Here is a 16,206-nt window from a genome sequence, read left to right as displayed (position 1 = left end):
ATGATGGTACTCCAGTCGACATCGTGCTCAACCCTCTTGGTGTGCCTTCACGAATGAACCTCGGTCAGATCTACGAGACTGTCCTCGGTTGGGCAGGTAAGGAGCTCGGTCTCAAGTTCAGCACCCCGATCTTCGATGGTGCTACTCTTGACGAGATCTCAGCTTACACCGACAAGGCAGGCCTCCCTCGCTATGGTAAGACTTACCTCAGGGACGGTGGTACAGGTGACAGGTTCGACCAGCCAGCAACAGTCGGCGTGATCTACATGATCAAGCTCGGCCATATGGTTGACGACAAGATGCACGCACGTAGTATCGGTCCTTACTCTCTCATCACTCAGCAGCCTCTCGGTGGTAAGGCACAGTTCGGAGGTCAGCGTTTCGGAGAGATGGAGGTTTGGGCACTCGAGGCATTCGGTGCAGCAAACATCCTCCAGGAGATCCTTACCGTGAAGTCTGACGACGTAACCGGACGTTCTAAGACTTATGAGGCAATCGTCAAGGGTGACCTCCTTCCTACTCCAGGAATCCCAGAGTCTCTCAACGTATTGCTCCATGAGCTCAGAGGTCTCGGACTCAAGGTTACATTGGACTAAGTTAACTGATTGAAACAATAGGAATATGCCTACTTATATCAAAGAAAATAAGGTTAAAAGCAATTTCGACAGAATCAGCATTTCGCTCGCTTCTCCGGAGGACATCAAAGAGAGGTCTTCCGGTGAGGTGTTGAAGCCAGAAACCGTCAACTACAGGACCTATAAGCCTGAGCGCGACGGTCTGTTCTGCGAAAAGATCTTCGGTCCTACCAAGGACTACGAGTGCCACTGCGGTAAGTACAAGAGAATCCGCTATCGTGGTATCGTCTGCGATCGTTGCGGCGTCGAGGTTACCGAGAAGAAGGTACGTAGGGAGAGGATGGGTCATATCGAGCTCACCGTCCCAGTAGCTCATATCTGGTACTTCAAGTCAGCTCCTAACAAGATCGCGGCTCTCCTTGGCGTCAAGGCAAAGAACCTCGAGTCTGTAATCTACTACGAGAAGTATATCGTCATCAAGCCAGGTGAGTCTGGTTATCAGAGGCTCGAACTCCTCTCAGAGGACGAGTATCTCGAGACCCTCTCACGTCTTCCTGACAACTATGCACTCTCTGACGACGATCCAGCCAAGTTCAAGGCTGCGATGGGTGCTGAGGCTATCTACGATCTCCTCTGCGAGATCGACATCGATGCCCTCGCACGTGAGCTCCGTGCCACCATGGCAAGGGAATCATCACAGCAGAGAAAGGCTGAGGCCCTCAAGAGGCTCAGCGTAGTGAAGTGGTTCCAGGAGTCAAAGGGCATCAACCGCCCAGAGTGGATGATTATGAAGGTCATCCCTGTGACCCCTCCAGAGCTCCGTCCTCTCGTTCCGCTCGATGGTGGACGTTTCGCTACCTCTGACCTCAATGACCTCTACAGAAGGGTCATCATCAGAAACAACCGACTCAAGAGACTCATCGAGATCAAGGCACCTGAGGTCATCCTCAGGAACGAGAAGCGTATGCTTCAGGAGGCTGTTGACTCACTCTTCGACAACTCGAAGAAGTCAAATGCAGTGAAGAGCGAGGCCAACAGGGCACTCAAGTCTCTCTCTGACAGTCTCAAGGGTAAGCAGGGACGTTTCCGTCAGAACCTCCTCGGTAAGCGTGTCGACTACTCTGCACGTTCAGTCATCGTCGTAGGACCTGAGCTGAAGATGCATGAGTGCGGTCTCCCTAAATATATGGCAGCTGAGCTTTACAAGCCATTCATCATCCGCAAGCTCATCGAGCGTGGTATCGTGAAGACCGTGAAGTCAGCGAAGAAGATCGTGGACCGCAAGGACCCAGTTATCTGGGACATCCTCGAGAACGTGATGAAAGGTCATCCAGTTCTCCTCAACCGTGCACCTACCCTTCACCGACTCGGTATCCAGGCCTTCCAGCCTAAGATGATCGAGGGTAAGGCAATCCAGCTCCACCCACTCGCTTGTACCGCATTCAACGCGGACTTCGACGGTGACCAGATGGCAGTCCACCTTCCACTCGGTAACGCAGCCGTGCTCGAGGCTCAGCTCCTCATGCTCGGTTCACACAATATCCTTAACCCTGCGAACGGTACTCCTATCACCGTCCCTTCACAGGACATGGTGCTCGGTCTGTACTACATCACCAAGATAAGACCTGGTGCAAAGGGTGAGGGAATGAGCTTCTATGGTCCTGAAGAGGTAATCATCGCCCTCAATGAGAAGGCTGTGGCTCTTCACACCAAGATCAACGTACGTCTCCCTAAGGACAAGCTCAACCCAGAGGCTGGTACTCAGATGGTAGAGACCACTCCTGGACGTATCATGGTCAACCAGCTCGTTCCAGACGAGGTTCCTTATGTAAATGAGGTACTCGGTAAGAAGGCTCTCCGTAAGATCATCTCCCTCGTCATCAAGAACACCGGTATCTCACGTACCGCACAGTTCCTCGACGACATCAAGAACCTTGGTTACACCATGGCATTCAAGGGCGGTCTTTCATTCAACCTCGGTGACGTCATCATCCCGGCTGAGAAGACCAGCATGATCGAGAACGGTTACAAGGAGGTGGAGAACATCAAGAGCAACTTCGAGATGGGTTTCATCACCAACAACGAGCGTTACAACAAGGTCATCGACCTCTGGACATCTATTGACAACAGGCTTACCAAGATCGTCGAGGAGCAGATTTCTGCAGCAGACAAGGGCTTCAACCCAGTCTACATGATGCTCGACTCTGGTGCACGAGGTTCAACACAGCAGATCAAGCAGCTTTGCGGTATGCGTGGTTTGATGGCAAAGCCTCAGAAGTCCGGTGGTCAGGGTGCAGAGATCATTGAGAACCCTGTCATCAGCAACCTTAAGGAGGGTATGACCGTGCTCGAGTACTTCGTTGGTACCCACGGTGCACGTAAGGGTCTTGCCGATACCGCATTGAAGACTGCGGATGCTGGTTACCTTACCCGTCGTCTCGTAGACGTTTCACACGACGTGATCATCAACGAGGAGGATTGCGGTACTCTCAGAGGTCTCATCGCAACTGCTATCAAGAGCAAGGACGAGGTCGTAGAGTCTCTCGGCGAGAGAATTCTCGGTCGTACCTCGGTACATGATATCTTCAACCCACTCACTGGCGAGCTCATCATCGCTGCAGGTGTGGAGATCCGTGAGGACACCGCTGCCCTCATCGAGAGCCTCCCTATCGAGCAGGTCGAGATCCGTTCCGTCCTCACTTGCGAGTCACGTAAGGGTGTCTGCGCGAAGTGCTACGGACGTAACCTCGCTACCACGAGAATGGTTGAGCAGGGTGAGGTTGTCGGCGTTATCGCGGCTCAGTCAATCGGTGAGCCAGGTACCCAGCTTACACTCCGTACCTTCCACGCCGGTGGTATCGCCGGTGGTGAGGCAGCAGACAACTCTATCACCTCTAAGTACAACGGTAAGCTTGAGTACAGCGAGCTCAGGACCATCCAGAGGGTTACCGAGACTGGTGTCCAGGAGGTCGTAGTCAGCCGTACAACCGAGCTCCGCATCGTTGACGAGAACACTGGAATCACTTACTCTCAGTACGATATCCCTTACGGTTCAATCCTCAGCAAGCTCGATGGCGAGAAGGTTGTCAAGGGTGATCTCATCTGCGAGTGGGATGCTTACAACGCGATCACCATCATCGAGGCTGCCGGTAAGGCAAGATACGAGAACATGATCGACGGTGTGACATACCGCGAGGAAATGGCCGATGAGTACTCATTCAACCGCGACAAGGTCATCATCACTTCACAGGATAAGACCAAGAACCCTGCGATCGTCATCCTCGGCGAGGACGGTAACGTGAGAAAGACCATCAACCTCCCTGTCAATGCCCATGTAATGGTCAACGACGGTGCAGACGTGAAGGTCGGTGACATCATCATCAAGATCCCACGCGCAGTAGGTAAGTCAAGCGATATCACCGGAGGTCTCCCTCGAGTTACCGAGCTCTTCGAGGCACGTAACCCATCTAACCCTGCAATCGTATCCGAAATCAACGGTGAGATCATCATGGGTAAGATCAAGAGGGGTAACCAGGAGATCATCGTCCGCAACAAGAGCGGCGTAGAGAAGAGATACCTCGTTCCTACCACCAAGCAGATCCTCGTTCAGGAGAACGACTACGTCAAGGCAGGTATGCGCCTCTCTGACGGTTCAGTTTCTCCTACCGATCTCCTCAACATCCTTGGTCCTATCAAGGTTCAGGAGTACATCGTTAACGAGGTACAGGAGGTTTACCGTCTGCAGGGTGTGAAGATCAACGATAAGCACTTCGAGATCATCGTACGTCAGATGATGAGGAAGGTGGAGATCACAGATCCAGGCGACACCGAGTTCCTTCCAGAGGAGCTTGTCGACAAGTGGAGATTCATCGACACCAACGACAGCATCTACGGCAAGTCATACATCCTCGACTCTGGTGACTCACAGAAGTTCTTCACCGGCGAGATCATTTCCGCAAGGGATCTCCGCGCAGAGAACTCGTCACTCGAGCGTCAGGGCCTCAAGACCATCGTCGTTCGCGACGCTAAGCCAGCTACCGGAACTCAGGTTCTCCAGGGTATCACCAGGGCTGCGTTGAAGACCAACAGCTTCATGTCAGCAGCGTCATTCCAGGAGACTACCAAGGTTCTCTCAGAGGCAGCGATCCGCGGTCGCGTGGATATGCTCGAGGGCTTGAAGGAGAATGTGATCTGCGGTCACGCAATTCCTGCAGGTACCGGCCAGAAGGATTTCCAGGAAATCCTCGTCGCTCCGGCAGAGAAGGTGAAGGCAAATCTCGAGAATCTCTAACAGAATCCTATATTGAGAAAGAGCCGATTGCAGCAGCAATCGGCTCTTTTTTTAGCCTTTTTCGAAGAAGAGTAGTATCTTTATAGACGCAAAGACAGTGCTAGACCTATGGATAGAGAAGAATTCAAGAAACTAGTGCGGCATCGCGAGCCTATGCTGCTCGTGGATAAGGCCGAAAAACTTGGAGACATAGTTGTCGCCGAGTACAAGGTTACGGGAGAGGAACCCTTCTTGCAGGGGCATTTCCCGGACAACCCAATCGTGCCGGGAGTGATTCTTTGCGAGATGATGGCACAACCGTCCATACTCCTCTCGTACGAGTCGCTCAAGGGTCGTCTTCCTCTGTTTGCAGGAATGAACAACGTTCGCTTCAAGAAGACAGTGCGCCCGGGCGACACCGTGGTCACCAAGTGCAGGATAACTGCCCAGAAGGAGAACTATGTCGTGATCGAGGCCAAGGCGACGGTCGACGGTAAGGTCTGCTGCTCGGCTACACAGTCTTTCATCCTCGTAGAGGAAAAGCAAGCTTAGAATTATGGGAAACAATTTGCTCAAGGGAAAGAAGGGCATCATCTTCGGTGCTCTCAACGAACAGTCAATAGCATGGAAGGCAGCGGTCAGATGTGCCGAAGAAGGCGCTCAGATCGTGCTTACGAATACAGCAGTGGCCATCAGGCTCGGCAGCGTCACCGCTCTTGCGGAGCAGTGCAACGCTCCCGTCATCGCGGCAGATGCGACTTCGGTCGCGGACCTGGAGAATCTCGTGGACCAGGCGATGGAGCATTTCGGAGGTCAGTTCGACTTCGTGCTCCATTCGGTGGGCATGTCGCCAAACATCAGGAAGGGCAAGCCATACGACGACCTTAACTACGATTTCTTCCTCAAGACCGTAGACATTTCGGCCCTCTCCTTCCATAAGCTCCTCCAGACTCTCTACAAGAAGGACGCTGTGCGTGAAGGTGGATCGATACTCGCTCTGACCTATATCGCTGGCGACCGTGCGATGCCGGGATACGGAGATATGGCCGATGCGAAGGCTATGCTCCAGTCCATCACCAGGAACTTCGGCTATGTGTTCGGATCGGAGAAGAAGGTCAGGGTCAACACCATATCCCAGTCTCCGACCATGACAACCGCTGGTCAGGGAATCGCAGGCATGCAGGAAATGTTCGAGTATACGGACCGCGTGTCGCCGCTCGGCAATGCCGATGCTGACGACTGCGCTGACTATATAACGGTGCTCTTCTCGGACTATACGAGAAAGGTGACCATGCAGAATCTTTACAATGACGGCGGTTATTCGTCGATTTTGCCTTTCTGCAAGGACTAGATGACAGAAAGATGACAGTACAGAAGGAAAAGATAAGGGAACTCGTCGACAGACGTGCAAGCGCGAAGCTCGGCGGCGGAGAGAAGCGAATCGAGGCACAGCATGCCAAGGGTAAGCTCACCGCCAGGGAGAGGCTCTCGCTGCTGCTCGATGAGGGAAGCTTCGAGGAATATGGAATGTTCGTGCAGCACAGATGCTCGAACTTCGGTATGGAGAAGCACAAGAACGACGGCGACGGCGTGGTGACAGGAATGGGAACCATCGACGGGCGGCTCGTATATGTCTCGGCGCAGGATTTCACCGTGAACGGTGGTTCGCTCTCCGAGACCCAGGCGATGAAGATATGTCAGGTGATGGACCTTGCGGTGCGCAACGGTGCTCCGATGATCGCACTCAACGATTCGGGTGGAGCAAGGATCCAGGAGGGAGTTTGCGCTCTTGCAGGCTATGCTGAGATCTTCCAGAGGAACATACTCGCTTCGGGAGTGATTCCGCAGATTTCGGGCATATTCGGTCCATGCGCAGGCGGCGCCGTCTATTCTCCGGCTCTGACCGATTTCAATATCATGGTCAAGGGCAGCTCTTTCATGTTCCTCACCGGACCGGCAGTGGTGAAGAGCGTCACCGGAGAGGAGGTCTCGCAGGAGGATCTCGGCGGCGCGGACGTACATTCGAGGAAGAGCGGAGTCGCGCATTTCGCAGCCGAATCGGAGGAGGACGCGATCAGGACCATCAAGGAGCTTGTTTCCTTCCTTCCGTCCAGCAACCGCGAAGAGGCCCCTTTCCGTCCTACCGACGACCCTGCCGGAAGGTACGACGATGCCTTGAACGATGTCATTCCGGACAATCCGAACATGGCCTACGACATGTATCCTATCATTGGCAGCATAGTCGACGATGGTGCTTTCCTCGAGGTTCAGAAGGATTGGGCAAGGAACATAATAGTGGGATTCGCGCACATGAACGGACGCAGCGTGGGTATCGTGGCCAACCAGCCGAAGATGCTCGCCGGCGTGCTTGACATCAATGCATCTCGCAAGGCAGCGCGCTTCGTGAGGTTCTGCGACGCTTTCAACATCCCGCTCGTGACCCTCGTTGACGTGCCTGGCTTCCTCTGCGGAACCCAGCAGGAGTACGGAGGAGTCATCACCAACGGTGCCAAGCTCCTCTACGCATACGGCGAGGCTACCGTACCTAAGGTCACAGTGACCTTGAGGAAGAGCTACGGTGGTGCGCATATCGTGATGAGCTGCAAGCAGCTCCGCGGTGACGTCAACTATGCATGGCCATCGGCGAACATTGCCGTGATGGGTGCGGAGGGCGCTGTCGAGGTCCTTTATGGAAAGGAGCTTAAGGCTGAGTCCGACCCGCAGAAGAAGGCAGAGCTCGCCGCAGAGAAGATCAAGGAGTATAATGATCTCTTCTGCAATCCATACAATGCGGCAAGCTACGGTTACATCGACGATGTGATCGAGCCTCGCAATACCCGTTTCCGCGTGATACGCGCCCTCGAGTCTCTCGCAGGCAAGAAGAGGGAGATGCCTATGCGCAAACATGACAACCTTCCTCTATGATGAGTATTCCTGTCATAGTGCTTGCTTCCGGAGCGTCTTCTGTGATGGAGTATGGCCTGACCGTTACTGTCGTGGCCGTGTCCGTCGTGTTCTCCGCGCTCATCCTGCTCTACCTGGCATACACCCTTGTGGGCTATGTGTGCAGCGGGAAGCTTGCTGAAAGATTCGGACGGAAAACTCAGAAAGCATCATCCCAGATGGCTTCGGGAACAGATGAAGCCGAGATCGCTGCTGCGATTGCGGCGGCGATAGAGTTGGCACGAAAGGAGGAATCCGCACACGATGACGAGAGCTATGTCATCACGATTAGGAGAAAGTAAGATGAAAGAATATAAGCTTAAGATAAACGGACATGACTATGCGGTCCGTATAGATAGGATGGACGATGCGTCTGTGGACGTGACCGTCAACGGTACTCCGTACAGCGTGGGGATCGAGTCTGACGCGAAGGCCGGAGTCCCTGCTTCCGTGGTTTCCAGCGTTGCAAGACCATCCCAGCCTGCAGGAAGGGCCGTTTCAGCACCATCAGCTGCCCCTGTAAAGTCGGCTTCCAAGAAGGTGCTCAGTCCACTTCCTGGAGTTATTAACTCCATTAACGTCACGGTCGGCGACAAGGTGAGCGCTGGTCAGACGGTGGCTGTGCTCGAGGCCATGAAGATGGAGAATGCGATCGAGGCGGAGAAGAACGGAACCGTCAGCGCGGTGCATGTGGCAGTGGGGGACAGCATCCCTGAGGGCGCTCCAATAATCTCTATTGACTGATGGACATGGTATTCGACGCATTACAGCAGTTCTGGCATTTCACGGGCTTCGCGAACGCGACCTGGCAGCATCTTATCATGATCTGCATAGGTATAGTCTTCGTCGTGCTCGGAATCGTAAAGAAATGGGAGCCGCTGCTTCTCGTGCCTATCGGCTTTGGAATCGTGGTCGGCAACATCCCTTTCGTCGAGGGACTCAACATAGGTGTATACGAAGAAGGTTCCGTACTGAACATTCTCTACCAGGGCGTGCGTCAGGGCTGGTATCCGCCGCTGATTTTCCTGGGCATAGGTGCAATGACGGATTTCTCGGCACTGATATCCCAGCCTAGGCTGATGATAATCGGCGCCGCGGCCCAGATGGGCATTTTCGGAGCCTACCTGCTCGCGTTGTGGATGGGATTCATGCCGGCCGAGGCAGGTGCCATCGGCATCATCGGCGGTGCTGACGGTCCTACCGCAATCTTCCTCTCTTCGAAGCTTGCTCCGGATCTGATGGGCGCCATCGCAGTATCCGCATACAGCTACATGGCTCTCGTCCCTGTGATCCAGAAGCCGCTCATGATGCTTCTCACCACGAAGAAGGAAAGGACCATCAGGATGGCTTCTCCACGCGCTGTGAGCCAGAAGGAGAAGATCATCTTCCCTATAGTTGGTTTCCTCCTGACAGCCTTCATCGTGCCTTCCGGCATTCCTCTTCTGGGTATGCTCTTCTTCGGAAATCTGCTCAAGGAGAGTGGTGTCACAAGGAGGCTTGCAGAGACCGCGCGCGGTCCGCTCATCGATATCGTGACCATGCTCATCGGACTTACCGTCGGTTGTTCTACTCAGGCCGACAAGTTCATTTCCGTTACCTCGCTCAAGATCTTCGGACTCGGTCTGGTCTCATTCATCATCGCTACTACCTGCGGAATACTTTTCGTGAAGATATGGAACATATTCCTTCCGGAGGATAGAAAGATAAATCCTCTCATCGGAAATGCCGGAGTGTCGGCTGTGCCTGATTCGGCGAGGGTTTCCGAGACTGTCGGAAGGGAGTGCGATCCAAGCAATCATCTGCTCATGCATGCGATGGCTCCGAACGTCGCTGGTGTCATCGGCTCCGCCGTCGCTGCAGGTATCCTGCTCAGTTTCCTCGGATAAAGAAAAGAACGGAATGCGAATCTCTTGCGAGAGGGCGGAAAAAAGCGCAGGCGTAGCCGGAGCGGTTTTCGGGTCCCGGAGCAAGGATCGCTTCCGTTCTTTGATTACGAAGTGGTAATAAAATAGGCCGACCCTGCGGACCGGCCTCATCTGCCGTTCGCTAGAACGGCAGATCGTCGTCTGGATTCTCTGAGACTACAGCCGGCTTAGCGGGCGCTGGGGCAGGCTGAGCGACAGGGCTGTAAGGCTGTGGCTGAGGGGCATAGCTTGCCTGAGGCTGAGTGGCGACGCTTGGCTGCGATGGAGCAGCGTCAGCACCAGGATTGTCCCTGCGGTTACCAAGAAGCTGGATCGTGTCAGCTACGATTTCAGTGATGTAGTGCTTGGCTCCGTCCTGACCATCCCATGAGCGGGACCTGATACGTCCCTCCACATAGAGCTGAGTTCCCTTCTTCACAAACTTCTCCACCACGTCAGCATTGCTTCTCCAAGCAACTACGTTGTGCCATTCCGTGTTCTCCCGGGTTTCTCCGTTGCGATCGCGGAACCTCTCTGTGGTTGCGAGTGTGAATGATGCGACTTTTGCGGAGTTTGGTGAATTCTGCTCAAGGTAACGTACTTCCGGGTCCTTTCCAACGTTACCGATCAACATTGCTTTGTTCAGTGACATGATAAAATGAATTATTAGTTACGGTGGTTCTGCTAAGTTAGCTTTTATCTTTCGCAGAGCAATACATTTTTGCTAAATTTGTCATTCGAAAAATCGGAAACATGAGGTCAGAGACAATCAGTTCAGGACAGAATCCTAAGATCAAGGAACTGCTTCTCCTGCAGGAGAAGTCGAAGCGCCGTCGTGAGAGCGGACTGTTCGTCGTCGAGGGCAGAAGGGAGATAGAGCATTGCGTCGCTTGCGGCTATGCGCTTGACTCCGTGTTCTTCTGTCCGTCCATCTTGGGGATGTCGGCAGATCAGCTCGAGGACTCGTTCTCCGGCCAGGAGCCAAGGCTCTTCGAGGTCACCCGGGAGGTCTATGACAAGATTGCCTACAGAGGTGGAACCGAGGGCATGGTGGCGGAGGTGCGCTGTAAGAAGCATGGACTCGAGAATATAACTCTCAAGGAGAATCCGCTCATCGTCATACTCGAAAGCGTGGAGAAGCCGGGCAACCTCGGAGCCGTGCTGAGGAGCGCAGATGCTTCCGGTGCAGACGCCGTGATAGTCTGCGATCCGCTCACCGACCTCTACAATCCTAACCTCATCCGTTCCAGCATAGGCGCGATCTTTACCGTGCCATGTGCAGCCTGCAGCTCCGAGGAGTGCATAGCATGGCTCAAGAAGAACGGAATACGCATTCTCACTGCCCAGCTCCAGGATTCGGAGTGGTATTATGATACCGACATGAAGTCCGGCACAGCCATCGTCATCGGAACCGAGGCGACAGGTCTCACTGACGCGTGGAGGCAGGCGGCGGATGCCCATATCAAGATACCTATGCTCGGACGCCTTGACAGCCTCAATGCATCCGTAAGTGCGGCCATACTCCTCTTCGAGGCGGTGCGCCAGCGCAATTCATAAATTCGACATCATGAAAAAATTCGGACTGATAGGACACCCGATCGCACATTCGAAGAGCCCAGCGCTCTTCAAGGCAGCATACGACGGTCGCTACCCTTATGACCTTATCGAGGGCGCTGACTTCGAGCAGGTTTGGCAGCGATTCATCGACGAGTACGACGGAATCAACGTGACTGCTCCGTTCAAGGAGCTAGCCTATGCGCGTGCCGACGTGCGAAGCGCCGAGTGCGAGGCAATCGGTGCCGGAAACATCTTCGTGAAGACTGCTGAGGGCATCAAGGCTTATAATTCGGACTATTCGGCAGTGGCGATGATGCTGCTTGAGGCGATGAAGGAGAAGCCTATGCAGACGGCGATGGTGATAGGCTGCGGCGGTGCCGGCAAGGCGGCCATAGTGGCTGCCCTCGAGGTCGGACTCAAGACCAGGATAGCGAACAGGAATGTCGCAAAGGCGGAGGAGTTCGCTGATTCGCTTGCTGCAGTCTTCGGACCGAAGAAGCGTCCGGAAGTCTTTGGCCTCGAGGATGGCGCAGATGTCCTGCCTAAGTGCGACGTCGTCATCTACACTCTTCCGCTCGCGGTCAAGGGCATCGAGGCATTCTCGGATGTCATGGTGCTGGAGGCCAACTATAAGGATCCTGTACTCAATGCCGAGTCCGGTAAGAAGTGGTTGCTGAGCCAGGCTGTGCATGGATATTTCCTCTTTACGGGTGAGGAGCCGGATGCGGAGTCAATGGCCAAGGTCTTTGAATAGAAAATAATACGATATGAAGAAAATTTCAGTACTGATCACGGCTATCCTCGTGTCCTTTTCCGCACATGCGGACGGCGGCATGTGGCTTCCGTCTCTCATTTCCCAGAGGATAGGGGATATGCAGGCCAAGGGCTTCAAGCTCGAGGCTGAGGACCTCTACAGCATCAACCAGGCGTCGCTCAAGGACGCTGTCGTTCTCTTCGGCGGCGGATGTACCGGAGAGCTCATCTCGGCAGAGGGACTGCTCATCACCAACCATCATTGCGGCTACAGCCATATCCAGAAGCACAGCTCCGTGGAGCATGACTACCTCAAGGATGGATTCTGGTCGAGAAATCGCTCTGAGGAGCTTCCTTGTCCGGGTCTCAGCGTGAACTTCCTGGACCACATGACAGATGTGACGGCGGCTGTCCTCAAGGGCTATGACCCATCGATGAGCGAGGCACAGAGGGATTCCGTAATCAAGGCGAACAGCGCGAAGATCACCGAGCAGGCCACCGCTGGTGCGAAGGGCCTCGAGGCGAGCGTGGAGTCCATGTTCATGGGCAACCAGTACTTCCTCTTCGTGTACAGGGTGTATAACGACGTGCGTCTTGTCGGCTGCCCTCCATCTTCGATAGGAAAGTTCGGTGGCGATACCGACAACTGGATGTGGCCGCGTCACACCGGCGACTTCTCCATGTTCCGTATCTATGCGGGCAAGGACAATGAGCCTGCGGCATATTCGAAGGACAATGTCCCATACTCTCCGAGGAAGTTTTTCCGAATCAGCACCGCCGGCGTCAACGAGGGTGACTTCACCTTCATCTACGGATTCCCGGGCAGCACCCAGGAGTACATCCATTCGGCTGCGGTGAAGTATGTGGCGGAGGTGTCGGATCCAGCGAAGATCGATCTTCGTACCCTCAGACTCGATATCCAGAAAAAGTACATGGGCCAGAGCCAGAAGGTCAGAATACAGTACAGCTCGAAGAACGCAAGCGTTTCCAATGCATGGAAGAAATGGCAGGGCGAGGCTAAGGGCATTGCCCGCAATTCGGTGGTGGCGAAGAAGCAGGAGTACGAGGCCGGCTTCAGGAAATGGGCTGTAGGGACCCAGTATGACGGCCTGATCGACAAGCTCGCCGAGCTCTATGCCCTTTACGAGCCATATATGTTCGCAAGGGAGATATTCACCGAGACTGCGTACGTGATCGAGATCGCGAGGGAGGCCGCTTCTTATGCAGGTCTCAAGGATGACGAGGCACGAAAGGCCCACCTCGACGCTTTCTTCAAGGATTGGTACAGACCTATCGATCAGGAGAGCTTCGTTGCCGTGATGGGCAGGTTCGCAGAGCTCATCCCTGAGGAAGTGCAGCCTGACTACTACAAGGACAATCTCAAGAAATATGGCAGTGTAGAGGCATGGGCGGAGGATCTCTTCTCTTCTTCTGCATTCACCTCTGACAAGGCATACTCACTAAGCTCAGACCAGGCGAAGGAGGACCCTGCATACATATTCTACAGGAAGATGTACGACTGGTATGCCGAGTACGCGGTCCCTGGAGTCAATGAGTACGGACGTCAGATCAACCTTCTCAACCGCGACTATATGCGTGGCCAGATGGAGTACGAGAAGGACAGGACGTTCTTCCCTGACGCCAACCTCACCCTTCGCGTAGCTTATGGTCATGTCGCTGGCTATTCTCCTGCCGACGGTACCTACTATCACCATGTGTCGACCCTCAAGGGTGTGATGGAGAAGGACAATCCGGAGATTTTCGACTACAACATCCCGCAGGAGCTTCGCGACCTCTATGCGTCGGGTGACTATGCGGACACTCCTGTCTGCTTCCTCGCTACCAACCACACCACCGGAGGTAATTCCGGCAGCCCGGTGATCAATGCTGTCGGCGACCTCATCGGCATCAACTTCGACCGCGTGTGGGAAGGCACCATGAGCGATATCGCGTTCGATCCGGACTTCTGCAGGAACATCTCTCTCGACGTCCGCTATGTCCTGTTCCTCATCAGGAACATCGGCCATGCCGACAACCTCATCGATGAGATGGTGCTAGTTGACTGATCTTCAGTGCATTAACATAGTGACGGCTCCCTCGGAAGAGGGAGCCGTCGCGGTATTATATCGCTGGCACTCAGCGGATTGCGATCGTTTACTCTACTGGCTTCGGCCTCATCTGAGGGAAGAAGAGTACATCCTGGATGGTTGTCTGGCCGGTCATGAACATGGTGAGACGGTCGATACCCATTCCGAGACCTGATGTAGGAGGCATACCGTACTCGAGTGCGCGTACGAAGTCCATATCGAAGAACATGGCCTCGTCGTCGCCCTTGCTCTTGAGCCTTGCCTGCTCCTGGAACCTCTCGAACTGGTCGATAGGGTCGTTGAGCTCAGAATATGCGTTGGCAAGCTCCTTGCCACAGACGAAGAGCTCGAAACGCTCTGTGAGTGCAGGGTTGCTGCGATGACGCTTGGTAAGAGGAGACATCTCGACAGGGTAGTCGGTGATGAAGGTTGGCTGGATGAGGTTAGGCTCTGCGAACTCGCCGAAGATTGCGTCGATGAGCTTGCCCTTGCCCATGTGCTCGTCGATCTCGACATGGAGCTCCTTGCAGGTCTTGCGGAGTTCGTCCTCGTCCATGCCGCTGACATCCACGCCTGCATACTCCTTGATCGCGTCGAGGATAGGGAGGCGACGGAAAGTGCCGCCGAAGTCAACCTCGTGCTCGCCGATGGTGACCTTGGTGGTTCCGTTGACCTTGAGGGCGATCTTCTGGAGCATCTTCTCCACGAACTCCATCATCCAGATGTAGTCCTTGTATGCAACATAGATCTCCATGCAGGTGAACTCAGGGTTGTGGGTCTTGTCCATACCCTCGTTACGGAAGTCCTTTGCGAACTCGTAAACGCCTGAGAATCCACCGACGATGAGCCTCTTGAGGTAAAGCTCATTGGCGATACGCATGTAGAGGTCGATGTCGAGGGCGTTATGGTGAGTGATGAACGGACGTGCGGTAGCGCCGCCTGGGATGCTCTGGAGAATAGGGGTCTCAACCTCGAGACAGCCTGCCTCGTTGAAGTACTCGCGCATGGTGGCGATGATCTGTGACCTCTTGATGAAGGTCTCCTTCACCTGCGGGTTCACGATGAGGTCCACGTACCTCTGACGGTAGCGAAGCTCCGGATCAGAGAAGGCGTCGAATACCTTTCCGTCCTGCTCCTTCACGATAGGAAGCACGCGGAGGGACTTGCTGAGGAGGGTGAGTTCCTTTGCATGGATCGAGAGCTGGCCGGTCTTGGTGATGAAGGCGAATCCCTTGATGCCGATGACGTCACCGATGTCAAGGAGTTTCTTGAATACCGTGTTGTACATGGTCTTGTCCTCGCCTGGACAGATCTCGTCGCGGTTTACATATATCTGAATTCTTCCTGTCTCGTCCTGAAGCTCACCGAAGGATGCGGCACCCATGATACGGCGGCTCATAAGGCGGCCGGCGATGCATACGTCCTGGAGGTTCTCCTTCTCAGGATCGAACTCCGCCTTGATGCTGGCAGATGTCGCATTGACTGGGTAAAGTGGTGCCGGATATGGCTCGATGCCGAGCTCCCTGAGCTTACCGAGGGCTTCTCTACGCAGGGTTTCCTGCTCGTTGAAAGTCTGTTCCATCATTATCTGTTTAAAGCACACAAAGTTACTACAAATAATTAATTTTTTGAGTATTTAGGAACAATTTGAGTATCTTTGTAGGATATGGCTAAGGACAAGAAGTGGGAATTGAAGCCGGCAGCTGACCGCGAGGTCGTGAGCAGGCTTTCTGCTGAACTGGGAATAGACCCCGTATTGGGCGAACTCCTGGTCCAGCGCGGTATCCGTACCTTCCAGGAGGCCAGGGAATTCTTCCGTCCTTCGCTCGACAATCTCCATGATCCTTTCCTCATGAAGGACATGGACGAGGCTGTCGAGAGAGTGCGCCGCGCAGTCGTCGAGGGTGACAAGATCCTCGTGTATGGCGACTATGACGTCGATGGAACCACTGCCGTGTCCCTTGTCTACTCCTTCCTCAAGAAACTTACTCCGAAGGTCGATTTCTATGTTCCGGACCGCTATGACGAGGGTTATGGCGTTTCGTACAAGGGCATAGACTGGGCCGTAGAGAACAAGTTCGACCTGATCATCACGCTCGACTGCGGCATCAAGGCCA

General features: G+C 54.2%; 14 protein-coding genes. 12 read left to right on the top strand and 2 right to left on the bottom strand.

Features of this window, described 5'->3' with window-relative positions; all coding sequences use genetic code 11:
* The 8 genes from AC06ND_RS06480 to AC06ND_RS06445 form a co-directional block, all read left to right on the top strand.
* Window positions 1-596, top strand: a 596-nt coding sequence (locus AC06ND_RS06480; protein WP_475678179.1) for a DNA-directed RNA polymerase subunit beta, incomplete at its 5' end; no start/stop codon positions are given.
* Window positions 597-621: 25 nt separating this feature from the next.
* Window positions 622-4,866 (top strand): DNA-directed RNA polymerase subunit beta', encoded by a 4,245-nt coding sequence (gene rpoC / locus AC06ND_RS06475; protein ID WP_475678178.1) that lies wholly within the window; start codon window positions 622-624, stop codon window positions 4,864-4,866.
* Window positions 4,867-4,974: 108 nt separating this feature from the next.
* Entirely contained in the window at window positions 4,975-5,397 is a 423-nt protein-coding gene (gene fabZ, locus AC06ND_RS06470) for a 3-hydroxyacyl-ACP dehydratase FabZ (RefSeq protein WP_475678177.1), read from the top strand.
* 4 nt (window positions 5,398-5,401) lie between these two features.
* Complete coding sequence (locus tag AC06ND_RS06465; RefSeq protein ID WP_475678176.1) at window positions 5,402-6,196, top strand: enoyl-ACP reductase FabI; 795 nt, start codon at window positions 5,402-5,404, stop codon at window positions 6,194-6,196.
* Window positions 6,197-6,207: 11 nt separating this feature from the next.
* Window positions 6,208-7,770: an acyl-CoA carboxylase subunit beta gene (locus AC06ND_RS06460; protein ID WP_475678175.1), complete on the top strand. Its 1,563-nt coding sequence runs from the start codon at window positions 6,208-6,210 to the stop codon at window positions 7,768-7,770.
* Window positions 7,767-8,090 carry an OadG family transporter subunit gene (locus tag AC06ND_RS06455; RefSeq protein ID WP_475678174.1) on the top strand — a complete coding sequence of 108 codons (324 nt, stop codon included), beginning with the start codon at window positions 7,767-7,769 and terminating at the stop codon, window positions 8,088-8,090. Before AC06ND_RS06460 ends, AC06ND_RS06455 begins: the two co-directional genes overlap by 4 nt.
* 1 nt (window position 8,091) lies before the next feature.
* On the top strand, window positions 8,092-8,532 hold the full coding sequence (locus AC06ND_RS06450) for a biotin/lipoyl-containing protein (protein WP_475678173.1): 441 nt from the start codon (window positions 8,092-8,094) through the stop codon (window positions 8,530-8,532).
* Window positions 8,532-9,674, top strand: a complete 1,143-nt coding sequence (locus AC06ND_RS06445; protein ID WP_475678172.1) for a sodium ion-translocating decarboxylase subunit beta — start codon at window positions 8,532-8,534, stop codon at window positions 9,672-9,674. Before AC06ND_RS06450 ends, AC06ND_RS06445 begins: the two co-directional genes overlap by 1 nt.
* Before the next feature lie 160 nt (window positions 9,675-9,834).
* Here the strand turns inward: AC06ND_RS06445 and AC06ND_RS06440 are convergent, their stop codons facing one another.
* Window positions 9,835-10,344, bottom strand: coding sequence for a single-stranded DNA-binding protein (locus AC06ND_RS06440; protein ID WP_475678171.1), 510 nt, complete (start codon window positions 10,342-10,344; stop codon window positions 9,835-9,837).
* A gap of 101 nt (window positions 10,345-10,445) precedes the next feature.
* On the opposite strand from AC06ND_RS06440, the gene AC06ND_RS06435 reads away from it, so the two are divergent.
* Genes AC06ND_RS06435 through AC06ND_RS06425 form a run of 3 tightly spaced genes read left to right on the top strand, consistent with a single transcriptional unit; the run spans window position 10,446 to window position 14,068 of the window.
* The gene (locus tag AC06ND_RS06435) at window positions 10,446-11,249 is read left to right on the top strand and encodes a TrmH family RNA methyltransferase (RefSeq protein ID WP_475678170.1); all 804 of its coding nucleotides are present in this window, start codon (window positions 10,446-10,448) and stop codon (window positions 11,247-11,249) included.
* A gap of 10 nt (window positions 11,250-11,259) precedes the next feature.
* A complete protein-coding gene (locus AC06ND_RS06430; RefSeq protein ID WP_475678169.1) occupies window positions 11,260-12,003 on the top strand; it encodes a shikimate dehydrogenase family protein in 744 nt (247 codons plus the stop codon).
* 13 nt (window positions 12,004-12,016) lie between these two features.
* Window positions 12,017-14,068, top strand: coding sequence for a S46 family peptidase (locus AC06ND_RS06425; RefSeq protein WP_475678168.1), 2,052 nt, complete (start codon window positions 12,017-12,019; stop codon window positions 14,066-14,068).
* An 88-nt stretch (window positions 14,069-14,156) separates the two neighbouring features.
* Here the strand turns inward: AC06ND_RS06425 and lysS are convergent, their stop codons facing one another.
* The gene (gene lysS / locus AC06ND_RS06420) at window positions 14,157-15,671 is read right to left on the bottom strand and encodes a lysine--tRNA ligase (protein ID WP_475678180.1); all 1,515 of its coding nucleotides are present in this window, start codon (window positions 15,669-15,671) and stop codon (window positions 14,157-14,159) included.
* 84 nt (window positions 15,672-15,755) lie between these two features.
* Here lysS and AC06ND_RS06415 point away from each other — a divergent pair.
* A partial coding sequence (locus AC06ND_RS06415; RefSeq protein ID WP_475678167.1) for a DHH family phosphoesterase occupies window positions 15,756-16,206 on the top strand: 451 nt, incomplete at its 3' end.

The sequence above is a fragment of the Candidatus Cryptobacteroides sp. genome, assembly GCF_056207615.1.
The sequence above is the reverse complement of the archived record's forward strand: the minus strand, read 5'-3'. Positions and strand labels throughout refer to the sequence as shown.